Here is a 13,413-nt window from a genome sequence, read left to right on the forward strand (position 1 = left end):
ATCCCGGTTGTAGTGCAAATTTCAACCGGAATTGGCTTTGGTTCACCATATAATGCAACCCAGACGATTAAAAGCCCCCATCGACAATGGATTTAGAGAATTACGCCATCCTTGAATATGGCAATCTCCCGGAATCCATGCTGCTCACTGAGTGTATGTGACCGCCCAGAAGCAATGTCAATCAGCTGGCTGAACAGCTGCACTTTCACCTCATCCATCGTCTGCCCCTCCAACAGCTGGCCTGCGTTGAAGTCAATCCAGTGTTTTTTGCGATTCGCCAGATCGGATTGGGTCGCAATCTTGACGGTAGGTACCGGACCTCCGAAGGGAGTCCCCCGCCCTGTTGTGAAGAGCACAATATGTGCCCCCGCCGCAGACAGTGCCGTTACAGACACCAGGTCATTACCCGGTGCCTCTACAATGTTCAGACCGGTCTGAGTTACACGTTTGGCATAACGCAGAACGTCGACTACGGAAGAACGTCCTCCCTTTTGCGTACATCCAAGTGACTTTTCCTCCAGCGTTGTGATGCCACCAGCCTTATTACCAGGTGAAGGATTCTCATAGATGTTCTGGCCATGGTTCACAAAATATTGCTTGAACCCGTTCACAAGGTCCACCAAATCGTGAAATACCTGCTCATTGGCAGCCCGGTTCATTAAGATCGTCTCCGCACCAAACATCTCAGGAACTTCCGTCAGAATAGCCGTCCCCCCCGCAGCAACCAGCATATCAGCAACTGCACCGACCAGCGGATTGGCTGTAATGCCAGATAAACCATCGGAACCGCCACACTTCAACCCAATTTTGAGTTTACTGAGCGGAAGCGGCTGCCGTTGTTCATGTTCAACGATCTCCACAAGTTCTTCCATCAGTCGAAGCCCTTCCTCAAGCTCGTCATCCGTTTCCTGTGCTTTGAGAAACCGTACTTTGCCTCGGTATTCCGGAGCAATACACTCACGGAATTCATCGACCTGATTGTTCTCACAACCCAGACCGATGACGAGCACACCTCCTGCATTCGGATGCTCCACCAAGGAGGCCAGCAACTGTTGTGTATACTTCAGATCATCACCAAGCTGTGAACACCCGAATGGATGCGGAAAGTGAAATACACCATCTACTCGGCTTCCAAACTGGGACTGACCCATACGTGCCAAAGCTTCACACACTTTATTGATACATCCAACCGTATTCACAATCCAGATCTCATTACGAATACCTGCGTCACCATTGGGGCGCAAATATCCATCAAATGAGCGCAGATGTTCCGGAGGCATGTCCGTCTGAACCTGGGCTCCCGGCTGATACTCATATTCAAGCAATCCGTGCAGACCCGTCTTCAGGTTGTGACTATGAATCCAGCTTCCCTGCTCGATCTGCTCTTGGGCAATGCCGATGGAGAAACCATACTTCATCACATCATCACCCGGTGCCAGGGTATGCACAGCAATCTTATGCCCTTTGGGCACGTCATCCAGCAAGGTAAAAGAAACACCGTCTGGCAGGGTAATGCATTCTCCTTTGGCATAATCCCGAAGCGCTATAATGACATCATCCTGTGGTTGAATAGCAATCCAGTCATTGATTGTACTTGTTGTGTTCATTTCCCTTCACCTTCCAACAATCCGATTTCACGAACAAGTGCTGCACGCAGCCCTTCTCTTGCATCCAGATTTTCGCCCCAGATCAAGGTATCCGACAACACAGCCGCTACCCGGTCATCCAGTTGGTTCTGATTCCTGTTAAGCGTGTCATAACCTTCCCAGTGTGTAGCCAAAGCAGCCAGGACATCCGGGTCATCCCGCAGCAGAATATCTTCCCCATTCAGTCGTTGTGCCTTGTAACCTTCTGGCGTATTTACCGGACGATAGAGACACAATAATCCAGCAAATCCTTGAATTAAACGTTCTGGCCAACTTCCCTGATTTTGCTCGTAAGACAAAAGTGTAGGCAGCACACGCACCTTGAATTTTCCGATCGTATTCAAAGCAATATCTTGCAATTTGTGATCAATATATGGGTTAAGGAACCGTTCGAACACTTCTTCTGCATACTGGTCCAGCTGATGATCGGGCATATCCAGAGCAGGCACGATCTCCTGATGCACAGCTTCCCTGATCCATGAGCCAAAATGTGGATCTTCCATCGTTTCTCTCACATGCTGCTTGCCTTGGAGAATGCCGAGGGATGACATTAAGGTATGCGCCCCATTCAAAATACGAACTTTTCGTACCTGAAAAGGCTTCAGATCTTTCACCCAATGTACATTGAGACCTGCCTGCTTGAGAGGAAGTTTTTTGTCCAATGATTCATCACCCTGAATGGCCCAGAAATGATATGGCTCTGCCGTATTAATCAACTGGTCCTCATACCCCCAGCGATTCGTCAGGGAATCGGCTTCCTCTTGGGTCGGCGCACCTGTTACGATTCGATCTACCAGATTGTTCAAGAAGTGATTATGGTTCTCGATCCATGAGCGGAAGCCTTCCGAATACCCATAATCCTCACTATGACGGAGGACACAACTGCGCAGCACATCACCATTGCCTTCAAGCAGCTCGCATGGCAGATGAATCAAACCTCTGGATGGATCACCATCAAATTTCAAATATCGCTGATGCAGGAAAACCGTTAATTTCCCCGGAAATGATTGGACGGGTTCACCCTCGATATAGTCCGCATACGTATATTTCAATCCTGATTCGGTTGTATTGGAAATAACGAACTCAAGTGAAGGCAGTTCCGCCAAGTTCAGAAAGGCATCCCATTCCTCATACGGATTGATGCACTGTGAGAAAATGGAGATCAACTCTGTCCGCTCAACCGGCTTCCCTTGAGAAAGCCCTCGCGTAATCATCGTATATAATCCGTCCTGATCACGAATCTGCTCCAGCTTGGCTTTGCCTCCCGGTCGTGGTTGGGTAACAGCTACACTTCCATGGAATTTGCCTTGTCTGGCACTCTCATGAAGCATCCAGTCTGCAAATCCCCGCAAGAAATTACCTTCTCCAATCTGCAAAACCTTCACGGGACGCTCCATAATCTCCTTGCACTTGCGCTGACCATCGCTCCCCAGTAAATTCAGCTTCAACCTTGGCCGTTTCGTGCTTGCCGACATGGACACTCACCTCATCGATTATTTGTACTGTCGGAATGCAGCTCGAAGGCTCTGCACCCTTTTATTGTAAACGCTTTAAATTCATTGTATCATCAATAAAAGGAAATTAAATTGCTTATATTGCGGTAAATATACTCTCTCATGACCAGGTATAACATCTCATTGAAGACGATCGTCTGGAAAGGAGTCTTTATGGAACGTTCACCTGTTCGTACGACTATTCAGGCAGAATCCGGTATTCCGTTCCGCCTGGTGTACAGCGACACCAAATCACCTCAGAACGAATTGCCAGATCACCTTCACGACTGGCATGAAATTATCTATGTATATCGGGGACAGGGAAGCATCTTTATTGATACGGGACTTGAGAATATGCAAGAAGGAGATCTGTTCATCATTCCGGGCAGCACGGTTCACCGAGCCTTGCCCGATGCAGGCAATCCTGTCACATCTTCCGCATTATTCTTCAGCCCGGGATTGCTGGCATCCACCGCCGGAGGCGCTGCTTCTTCCTTGCTAAGCCTGTTTGAACGTTGTCGTAAACAACGCGTGTATAAGAGACATCTGAACACAGAGGAGCAATCACAGGTGGCCGCCCTCATTGATGATATTCAGACCGAATTCCAGCTCGGTCATCATCTAAGCGCACATGCGGCCCTGTTAAGGCTGCAACTGTTACTCATTTTTCTGGAACGTCTGGAAGCTGCGGGACGTGCGAATCCGGGTAAATCCGCTCCGGGTCCCTCATGGCTCTCTTCTACGATCTCTCATATTGACGATAACCTTCGGAATGGCCTTTCCCTCCCTGAACTGGCGCAGTACGCCTCTGTATCCCCTGCACATTTCAGTCGTGCCTTCAAACGATACACGGGAATGACTCTAACGGATTACGCATTAGCGCGGAGGGTCATTATGGCGAAAGAGCATCTGGTGCAAAGTGATGAGACGATGGCAGCCGTTGCCGATGCTTGCGGGTTCGACAGCCTGCCCCATTTTTACCGTCAATTCAAAAAATTAACCGGTACAACGCCCGCAGCATACCGCAGAACCATGAACAGTTCTCGTTAAAATAGAACCAGACTGGACGTAGGTTCCTGGGTCTAATCATATATATCCACATATTCTTCCATATGGAAGATGTGGTATGATAATCTGGATTATTACTTGTCGGAAACATTGCATTCCGTTGTCAGAGGAGCTTATCATTCCATGTTAAACGAATTGAATCGCAGGAATATTGGCATCTTCGCCCATGTGGATGCGGGGAAAACAACCACCACCGAGCATATGTTATTTGAGAGTGGTGTCGTCCGCAGTCCGGGACGTGTAGATGACGGAACAACAGCCACAGACTCCCTGGACATTGAGAAAGAACGTGGCATATCCGTTCAGGCAGCCATGACCTCTCTGATCTGGAAGAACACCATCATTGACCTCATTGATACGCCTGGTCACATTGATTTTAGCTCCGAAGTAGAGCGAACACTCCGGGTAATGGATGGCGCTATTCTCATTCTGTCGGCAGTAGAAGGCATTCAGTCCCAGAGTGAAGCCATCTGGCATGCCCTTCGTTCACTTCGCATCCCAACCATCATTTATATTAATAAAATGGATCGGATTGGCGCATCTGCCCCAGCTGTAATGGAGCAGATTCGTTCCACCCTGTCCCCTTTCGCATGCGAAATCCAAGCGTATCAGCTCCATGAAGATTCATTTCATGGCATCGACTCCCTCTGGAACCCGAATCAAGATTCTCTGTCAGATGGGACACCTTCCATTCCAGGTCTGGTCGAGATACTTGCCGAGCTGGACGAAGAGGTCATGGAAGCCTACATCCAGGAAACTCCGTTATCGCAAAGGGATCTGAATGAATCATTCCTGCGGTATGTGCATAAGGGTGAGATGTTCCCTGTGTGTTATGGTGCTTCCGGCAAAGGAATTGGCGTCACGGCATTGCTGGACGCAGTCCTTGCATTCCTGCCCCCACCTGCACAACCAGTGGATTCTCCCGTATCGGGTGTTGTATTCAAGATTGAACGTGACCGTACGATGGGACGCACGGCTTACGTCCGTATGTATGGTGGCAGCTTATACAATCGGGATACCATCCATAATTCGACGCGGGAGCTTGAAGAGAAAGTGACGCAGATTCGCCGCATGGATGGACGGAAATGGGCGGATACCGGTGCCGTTCACGCGGGGCAGATTGCTGCGCTGTATGGACTGAGTGACACACATGTAGGTGACATTATCGGCAATCCTGAGGGTGTACCTCCTCTGCCACAGATGGCTGTACCTTTGCTGACCGTACAAGTACATGGCAAGGACCCGGCACAGTACCCCGATCTTGTTGCAGCATTGCAAGAGTTGACGGATGAAGATCCCTTACTCGACCTGCAATGGTTGCCGGAGGAACGAGAACTGCATCTCAAGGTCATGGGAACCATTCAGCTTGAGATTTTATCCAGCCTGTTGCTGAGTCGTTTCGGATTGGATGTCGTGTTTGATCCGCCATCCGTCATCTATAAGGAAACACCCCGTACAGCCGGGGAAGGTTATATCGCCTATACGATGCCTAAGCCCTGCTGGGCCATCCTCCGCTTCAAGATTGAACCTTTGCCTCGCGGAAGCGGTCTGATCTATGCCTCAAACGTAAGGACAGAAGATCTGCTGATACGTTATCAGAATGAAGTTGAACGACGAATTCCGGAAGCCTTGTCTCAAGGTATGCTCGGTTGGGAAGTAACCGATCTGCGCATCACGCTGGTGGAAGGGGAACATCATGTCTGGCATACACATCCGCTGGATTTTGTTGTAGCCACGCCTATGGGAATCATGGATGGATTGTCGAGAACAGGTACCACGTTGCTGGAACCCCTTCTTCAGTTCCGGCTGACGGTCCCGGAGGAATACGGCGGTAAGGCCCTTAGCGATCTGGTACATATGCGGGCAACCTTCGAAGCCCCCGTCATTGGTAGCGGACGTTGTATTATTGAAGGAGTTATGCCTCTTGCCACCTCAATGGATTATCCGGTGAAACTGCGTTCCGAGACAAGCGGCCGCGGAGTGCTTACGACTTCGTTTGCCGGATACCAAGATTGTCCTGCGGATGCGAATCATACTCGCAAACGCAGAGGAGTTAACCCGCTGGATCAGTCGAAATATATTTTAAGTGTACGAAACGCGATTACATCATAAATGGAGTTGACCTTGTGCTTATTAAATTTCTTATCTTTGGCCTTCTGTGGCGGATTATAGGTAATCCGTTCATTGCCATTCTGATTTTACTCGTTATACTGTACTTCCTGGATCGTCGCTATGTTGGCGTATTTCCAAGCTTCACGAAACCTCTCAAGCGTATGCGTAACATCTCCCGGCTTCGGCAACAGCTTGCGATGAGCCCCAATGAAGTTTCTTCCAAGCTGGAGCTGGCTCGCCTGCTGATTGAGCGCAAACGTTACAGTGAGGCACATGCGTTATTGCTTGAACTGGAACGCCCATACGAGCAATCAGCTGAGTACTGGGAGGCATTAGGGACGACTGAGCTTCATCTGGGTAACATCGAAAAAGGCGAACGTCATATTTTGCAAGCCCTCGAGATCAACCCCAGAGTCAAGTACGGACGCCCGTACCTAACCCTTGCTGGAGCTTTCAAAGATACGCATGAAGACAAAGCGCTGGATTATGTACATCAGTTTCAGGAGATTCATTCCTCTTCCAGTGAAGCTTATTATCTGCTCGGCTCGGTTCACCGTTCCCTCGGACGCAATGCAGACGCGAAGCAGGCTTACGAGCAATCGTTGAACGTTTATCGTTCGTTGCCCAAATACAAAAAACGTCAGGAGCGCCGCTGGGCTGTCCGCAGTTGGTTCCGCAAACGTGGATTGTAATGTCATCCGCTATACGCCGTAATCTTCATATATCACTTTTCTAACCAATAAAAGTGCACTGATCTCTGCCCTCGTATGAGCAGAACCAGTGCACTTTATTCTTAACAACGATTTTAATACACCAATATCTCACGCAGTCGTTCTTCATGAAGACGCATCCAGTCAATCCGCTGTTTGAGCTTCACAATCTGCTCCACAGCCACTTCCGGCTCATCTGTACCCTCGAACATCCGACTGATGAAATGCATGACCACATCCAGACTACGCAGCAAAATCAATCGAGGTATGGACAGCAACTCTTCCGGTTTCAGGCTGACCTGTTCCCAAAATCCCCTGATCAGTCCCTCCTGTGCCTGCCACATCCAATCTTCACTCTTGTCCATGGTAAGGAGGTCAGACATCGGAACAGCCAGCTCCATTACCCGCAAATCCCATGTCGCAAATTCAAAATCCAAAATGGCACAGATTTCACCATCCTGCTGATCTACCAATACATTCGAGGCATTCACGTCCCCATGAACCAATTGATGCGGCAGAAGTTCCATTCCCCGCAGGGCTTCAAACAGATCTGGCAGCGCATCTCTCAGTTGCTTCAACTCATTCGCACATGCGGCCAATTGCTCCGGCGGCGATGTGCATAGCTGTAATAATCGTTCTGGTGAACAGAGCGGATACGCATCCTGAATTCGATAGTATGGTGGATACACAGGTTCAAGTGGTATATCCAGCGTAGCCATAACAGAAGACAGGGCCCCCGCCGCTTTACCGAGCCCTATCAATTGATCTGGTGTATGCCAGATGGGATTGACGCCTTCCCTATAATGAAACAGAGTCACGATTTTGGTATGACCAGTGAGGGTATCTTTTACAGAAAGGAATGTACCTTCCTCACCAGATAACCGCCTTACAGGTGAAGGTGTATCAAGCTTAAAGTTCGAACGTTGAAGGGCTGCCAGCACCTTGTGTTCAAAGGTAATTTTCATCGGATCATTATGTGTTTCATATTGTCTCATGACGTAATTAGTCCCGTCTACCTGGAGCATGTAAGTAGAATTATTCATCCCACCCTTTCCACGCTCGCCTTTCCAATCCGATGTGAAACCATATAAGGCCAACACTTCGGATATACGTTGCTGCTCTGAAGGATGGAGGGAACCGGAATCGATGTTTTGCACCAAAAATTAACCCCTTTATCTCACAAAATGGAACTGTCTTCTATTTATCTTAAAGGAAGTCCATCGCTTGGTCTAGTTCTGTTCCAAAGTGATCAAGAGAACGGATAATATCCCGTCCGATTAAGCTGCTCCGCAATGACACGATACCCTCTTGCATTAGGATGCACTCTATCCCAGAACAACAGTTCACGTTCACGACCTTCGAACCTGTCATATACCTGAGCACACGCATAGTTGCCTGATCCCGCTCCATTCAAAAACGAATTATATTGGCGCACCCAGTACGCAGCTTCCGTCGCTTGTGGATACGGGTTGTACAATCCGATGGATCGGACCATATACTCATGGTTGCCCTTTAACTGCCGAATGTGCCGCATGATCTGGGATACATTACTGCGGGTTTCTCCGAGCACCTGTGTCATTTTGCTGGCATTTGGAATGCCATTACTTGCTTTGAACGTACGAATCAGATCATTCCCGCCAATGGATATCGTAATGATATCCGCTTCACGGAGCGATTGCCGCACTCGGGGATGCGAAGAGATCATCTGTAACATTTCCCCCGACGTCAGTCCATTCACGCCCATATTTTCCATGGATACAAACGTACGAACATTCATTTCTGCCATTCGTCGATATAAAGGAACAAAGCCGGTGCCCAGCAACGCTCCTGTACCTACCGTTAATGAATCTCCTACAGCCACATATCGATATACCATCCCGTCGCCCCTCTCTGCTGTAATTTCTCTGAACAATAATGAACTGCTCTATATCTTATGATGAGTGGCAAGACAAGGCGCGGGATGGTGTCCTTAGGCATGCACCTTTCTTTTACACAAGTTGTAGCTTTCCTGTAGAGGCAAAAAATAAAAAAGCCCTGCCACATAACGCGGCAGAGCCAGATTCATTGCAATGCATTACATGCCTATGGTCCGATCCGAATCAACGGAATCTGATTGTTCCTTGTTCGGGAACGGCCACCAGTTGGCCCGGCCAAACATCTTCACCATCACTGGGACGAAGAATGGCAGGAACAGCAGAGAGTACAAGATCAATCCGCTAAGGACTACTGTGGCAATCTGCATCATCGAGAGAACACCGGATGGATACATGGCAGCAAATGTACCGCTCAGAATGACCGCGGCAGATAGAATAACGGTGCCCATGTTCTTCATCGCGTACAACATCGCATCCTGTACTTTCATGCCTTTGTTCTCATTGAAGCGGTCCATCAGGAAGATGCTATAATCCACACCAAGTGCAATCAGCATGACAAATCCGAAGAACGGAGTAACCCAGCTAATGCCTGCGAATCCGAGGATATTAACAAAGATCACTTCGGTTAACGCCATCGATGTGAAATAAGCCAGTAATAAGGAAACGATCAGATACAATGGCATAATGACCGAGCGAAGCAGCACAACCAGAATAATAAATGTGCCTGCCAGCATCAGCATTACAGTACGTGTATAGTCGTTATTCGAGATCTCCTGCAAATCTGCAAACGTACTCGTAACGCCACCTATGGCGATGTCTGCTTTTTCAAGCGTACTGCCTTGTACCGCGCGATGTACTGCCGCCTCAATGTCAGGAACACGATCAATGGCTTCTGTTCCGTATGGATTTTCGGCGAAAATAACATCAATCGTCATCGTTTTCCGATCTTCAGACAGATACGTATCAAATACTTGTGTGAAGTCTTTGCTGTTCAATGCTTCATCAGGAACGTACCAGCCTGCCAGATCGGAATCTGGTGAATTTTGCAATTGCGTCAGGTAGTCCTGCGCTGAATCCAGTCCCCCGGATACCTGTTTAATACCATCGACACTCTGGTTCAGTCCATCTGTCAGTTGTGTCAGCTGACCACTCAGATCCGAGAAGCCTTGCTGAATTTTCTCCTGACCGCCCTGAAGCTGGCCAAGTCCATCCTGAATGGAAGGAATTTCACTAATCACTTTACCTTGACCATCCGCAGCCTGTTTGAGACCGGATTGCAACAGACCGATTCCCGTTACAATCTGGCCCAGGCCATCGGCAAGCGCCTTTTGTCCGGCTGCTGCGGAGGCAAACCCTTCATTGGCCTGATTAATTCCAGCAGCGGCTTCCCCAAGTTTGGTCTTAATCTGACCCAAACCTTGAGCAAGCTGCGCTGTGCCAGAACCTGTTTCTCCAATCGTACCTTTGATACGCTGGTAATCAGCATCTTGCTGTAATTCAGGATACCGCTCTTCAAGTGCTGTGAAGGATTCGGACAGACTGGTTAGAGCTGTTGAAACCCCGTTCAGCTGTTGTTCCAGTTCGCGGGTTCCATCCCCCAGTGCAGCGACCCCTGCTCCCGCCTGACGATAGGCTTCAAGCAACTGATTGTTTGCCTGCGCAAGTTGATCTGCACTCGTTTTGGCTTGCTGAAGTCCGGCTTTCAGATCCCCTGCACCTGCCGAACCATCTCGAATACCTTTTTCAATCTGCCCTAGTCCCTCACTGAGTTGCGTAATACCCGATTGCAACTGGGAGGTTCCTTTGGTAAGTTCACCTGCTCCATCAGCAGCTTCTTTTAACTGTGGTTCATTTTTACTTAGCTGACTACTGGCTTCACTCAGGCCATCACGGATTTTGTCCAGACCCGTCTTGCCTTCACCCAGTCCATCCGATAATGTTCCCACTTGCTGTGTAACTTCAAAATCTTTAATCTCATCACCCGTAGGTCGTGTCATACTGCGGACACCAGAGACTCCGGCTACTTTCTCTACTTCCCGGCTAATTTTCTCGGCAACGGCCATATACTTCGCATTATCCATCGCTTCATCATTCTGGATGACGATCTGACCCGGCAGTGATTCACCCGGACCAAAGCTGTCAGAGATAATGTTAAATGCTTTTACGGAATCATATTTCTCACCAATCTCATCGAGACTATTGAACGACAGTTTGCCATCGTAGGTTGCCAGAAGAGGCACACAGACAGCTGCAACGATGAGCAGCGCAGCCCATGGACGTTTAAGTGAAAAGCGACCAGCTGCACCATAGATCTTGCTCTCGGCATGTTCAAGTGAACCCTTCGACGGCCAGAATAACTTCTTGCCTAACACCGCCATGAAGAATGGCACGATGGTCACCAAGGCAAGCATCATCACTGCAATACCTACAGCTACGGCAACCGCAGAACGGTACAACATAAACTGGGCAAAGCCAATCGCAATGAATCCAACCAGCACAGCTAGTGCTGAGAAGAGTACCGTTTTACCGGCAGTACGATAGGTAGCAATGATGGCATCCCACGTATTCTCATGATGAGCCAGTTCTTCCTTGAACCGACTGATCAACAGGATGCAGTAATCCGTACCAATCCCAAACATGACGGCGACCATAAAGATCTGTGTAAATGTGGATATCGGGAAGTCCAGCCCATCCACCAGGAATGCAACAATCTGTTGCGATACAATGTAACTGATCCCCACCGTCAGCAGCGGGACAAACGGAGCTACAAACGAACGGAAGACCAGGAACAGAATGAGTAAAATAAAGACAACTGTAATATATTCCGATTTCTTAAGCCCCTCTTGGGAACTTTCAATGGTGTCCTCATCAATCAGACCTTTACCGGTTATGTAGTGCTCCACATTGACGGACTTCAATGCTTCATTCAGGTCTTCCCGCATTTCCTTGACCGTACGATCTCCCTGATCAATAGATAGCGACGTTAGAATCGTTTTGCCATCAGCTGAGATCATCTTCTCGGACAGTTCAGGCTGAGAGAAAGGTTCCAGAATGGACAGAATGCCCAACTTCTCCTTGTCGGCCTCCAAGTTTTTAACGGCCTTCTCTGCCTCTTGTTTCCCCGTGGTGCCCAGCCCATCGGGATTATAGAATACGAGGGCGATCTGGCTCCCCTGTTGTTCTCCTTTTTGTGCTGCAGCTTCATTCAAAATTTCTGCTGCCTGGGTGGAAGAGTACCCTTCCGGAACCGAAAACTGTCCCTTTTCCCGGATCAGTTCACTCATGTTAGGGGCGGTAAACATCAACACGGCAGCTAAAACAACCCATAGCCCCATTAACCACCATCTTGCTTTTAGTATCGTTCTCATTCGTTCTCCCGTCCTCCTTCATGCGATAGCAAAGCTGCAAGCTTCTCAAAAGATTCAATGAAAATTCGGACTTCTTCCGGTTTAAAATGAACCAGATACGGCTCCAGAATCTGCTGTATTTCCCGTTCTGTTTCCCTGTATACCTGTCGTCCGGTATCCGTCAGTGTCAGATATACAACGCGGCGGTCACGTTCATCCCCGGCCCGATGTACCAGGTCGCGATCCACCAGCTTGTTGACCAAAGCGGTAATGCTGCTCTTACCTATACACAGAAGCTCTGCAAGATCAGAGGGCGTGCAGGAAGGTTTCTCTTCAATCAGACGAAGTGCGCAGAACTGATCGGTCGTTATCGTCAGCCCCACTTGTTCGCGTATCCGCGTATCAAACCTCTTATTGACCATAAAGGAAGCATCCAAATAGCGGTTCACCAAACTTTTTGCATCCGGTGTACTCATTCTTCATTCTCCTTTCCCAAATCTATATAGTTCACTTAACGAACTATTCTTCTGTGAAACTATTCTATAATGAAACAAACTTACAAAGCAATACTTTTTTCCTGCTTTTTTGATGAAAACGACAAAAAAAACAGGACGTCCGACTCAGCTCATTGCCAAATCCAACATCCTGTAATGATTATAATCCATATATTTCTTAAAGTAATAAAATGCCTCTGTGCTACTCTTCGTCTGTATTTTCCTCTTTTTCAAGCACGCAACGGAATCGCTCCACACCTGGGTATAATTCACCCAGACTATATACCACGAACCCCGTATTCCGATAAAACTCGACGGCTTCCAGCTCGGTCTCAGCAATCAGTCTATCAGGATTGTATGTTGCCAACAGCTGTGAGATCATACCACGTCCATAATTTTTAAAGCGGTTTTCAGGCAAAACCGAGATATGATGAATGGTAACCTCACTTGTTCCTGTCTTCTCATATCCAATCAGACCGATCAATTGTCCCTCATCTTCGTAACCGCCCATTTGCAATTCGTCTTTCTCTACATATTGTTGCAACGCACGGTTCAAGTGATCCGGATCAGGAAAAACCGAGTAGGACAACAGCTCCTGTACTTCCGGCTCCTGTATGCGTGATTTCAGATTAATTAACACCTTGATTCCTCCTATACCTTGCTTGTTTC

10 protein-coding genes are annotated in these 13,413 nt (G+C 48.3%); 3 read left to right on the top strand and 7 right to left on the bottom strand.

Features of this window, described 5'->3' with window-relative positions; genetic code table 11:
* Nucleotides 1-92 precede the first annotated feature (92 nt).
* Both ACDJ59_RS15165 and ACDJ59_RS15170 read right to left on the bottom strand, forming a co-directional pair.
* Nucleotides 93-1,607: a UxaA family hydrolase gene (locus tag ACDJ59_RS15165; protein WP_413403899.1), complete on the bottom strand. Its 1,515-nt coding sequence runs from the start codon at nucleotides 1,605-1,607 to the stop codon at nucleotides 93-95.
* The gene (locus tag ACDJ59_RS15170; RefSeq protein WP_413403901.1) at nucleotides 1,604-3,121 is read right to left on the bottom strand and encodes a tagaturonate reductase; all 1,518 of its coding nucleotides are present in this window, start codon (nucleotides 3,119-3,121) and stop codon (nucleotides 1,604-1,606) included. The genes ACDJ59_RS15165 and ACDJ59_RS15170 overlap by 4 nt, the downstream gene beginning before the upstream one ends.
* A 192-nt stretch (nucleotides 3,122-3,313) precedes the next feature.
* Between ACDJ59_RS15170 and ACDJ59_RS15175 the strand changes: the two genes are divergently transcribed.
* From ACDJ59_RS15175 to ACDJ59_RS15185, 3 genes are all read left to right on the top strand, one after another.
* Nucleotides 3,314-4,189 (top strand): helix-turn-helix domain-containing protein, encoded by an 876-nt coding sequence (locus ACDJ59_RS15175; RefSeq protein ID WP_413403903.1) that lies wholly within the window; start codon nucleotides 3,314-3,316, stop codon nucleotides 4,187-4,189.
* 141 nt (nucleotides 4,190-4,330) lie between these two features.
* The gene (locus ACDJ59_RS15180; protein WP_413403905.1) at nucleotides 4,331-6,319 is read left to right on the top strand and encodes a GTP-binding protein; all 1,989 of its coding nucleotides are present in this window, start codon (nucleotides 4,331-4,333) and stop codon (nucleotides 6,317-6,319) included.
* 14 nt (nucleotides 6,320-6,333) lie between these two features.
* On the top strand, nucleotides 6,334-7,011 hold the full coding sequence (locus ACDJ59_RS15185) for a tetratricopeptide repeat protein (RefSeq protein WP_036670276.1): 678 nt from the start codon (nucleotides 6,334-6,336) through the stop codon (nucleotides 7,009-7,011).
* A gap of 113 nt (nucleotides 7,012-7,124) precedes the next feature.
* Here the strand turns inward: ACDJ59_RS15185 and ACDJ59_RS15190 are convergent, their stop codons facing one another.
* The 5 genes from ACDJ59_RS15190 to ACDJ59_RS15210 all read right to left on the bottom strand — a co-directional run bounded on the left by ACDJ59_RS15190 (nucleotide 7,125) and on the right by ACDJ59_RS15210 (nucleotide 13,384).
* Nucleotides 7,125-8,186, bottom strand: coding sequence for a phosphotransferase enzyme family protein (locus ACDJ59_RS15190; RefSeq protein WP_413403908.1), 1,062 nt, complete (start codon nucleotides 8,184-8,186; stop codon nucleotides 7,125-7,127).
* Nucleotides 8,187-8,278: 92 nt separating this feature from the next.
* Nucleotides 8,279-8,905, bottom strand: coding sequence for a GDSL-type esterase/lipase family protein (locus tag ACDJ59_RS15195; RefSeq protein ID WP_413403910.1), 627 nt, complete (start codon nucleotides 8,903-8,905; stop codon nucleotides 8,279-8,281).
* A gap of 198 nt (nucleotides 8,906-9,103) precedes the next feature.
* Nucleotides 9,104-12,271, bottom strand: coding sequence for an MMPL family transporter (locus ACDJ59_RS15200; protein ID WP_413403912.1), 3,168 nt, complete (start codon nucleotides 12,269-12,271; stop codon nucleotides 9,104-9,106).
* Nucleotides 12,268-12,726 (bottom strand): MarR family winged helix-turn-helix transcriptional regulator, encoded by a 459-nt coding sequence (locus ACDJ59_RS15205; protein WP_413403914.1) that lies wholly within the window; start codon nucleotides 12,724-12,726, stop codon nucleotides 12,268-12,270. Before ACDJ59_RS15205 ends, ACDJ59_RS15200 begins: the two co-directional genes overlap by 4 nt.
* A 220-nt stretch (nucleotides 12,727-12,946) precedes the next feature.
* Nucleotides 12,947-13,384: a GNAT family N-acetyltransferase gene (locus ACDJ59_RS15210; protein ID WP_413403916.1), complete on the bottom strand. Its 438-nt coding sequence runs from the start codon at nucleotides 13,382-13,384 to the stop codon at nucleotides 12,947-12,949.
* Nucleotides 13,385-13,413 lie beyond the last annotated feature (29 nt).

Source organism: Paenibacillus amylolyticus, assembly GCF_047302515.1.
Classification (GTDB): domain Bacteria; phylum Bacillota; class Bacilli; order Paenibacillales; family Paenibacillaceae; genus Paenibacillus; species Paenibacillus amylolyticus_G.

Excerpts from the sequence above, each read along its gene's own strand:
- ACDJ59_RS15165 (WP_413403899.1), bottom strand. The coding sequence starts at position 1,607 with ATGAACACAACAAGTACAATCAATGACTGGATTGCTATTCAACCACAG.
- ACDJ59_RS15170 (WP_413403901.1), bottom strand. The coding sequence starts at position 3,121 with ATGTCGGCAAGCACGAAACGGCCAAGGTTGAAGCTGAATTTACTGGGG.
- ACDJ59_RS15175 (WP_413403903.1), top strand. The coding sequence starts at position 3,314 with ATGGAACGTTCACCTGTTCGTACGACTATTCAGGCAGAATCCGGTATT.
- ACDJ59_RS15180 (WP_413403905.1), top strand. The coding sequence starts at position 4,331 with ATGTTAAACGAATTGAATCGCAGGAATATTGGCATCTTCGCCCATGTG.
- ACDJ59_RS15195 (WP_413403910.1), bottom strand. The coding sequence starts at position 8,905 with ATGGTATATCGATATGTGGCTGTAGGAGATTCATTAACGGTAGGTACA.
- ACDJ59_RS15200 (WP_413403912.1), bottom strand. The coding sequence starts at position 12,271 with ATGAGAACGATACTAAAAGCAAGATGGTGGTTAATGGGGCTATGGGTT.
- ACDJ59_RS15205 (WP_413403914.1), bottom strand. The coding sequence starts at position 12,726 with ATGAGTACACCGGATGCAAAAAGTTTGGTGAACCGCTATTTGGATGCT.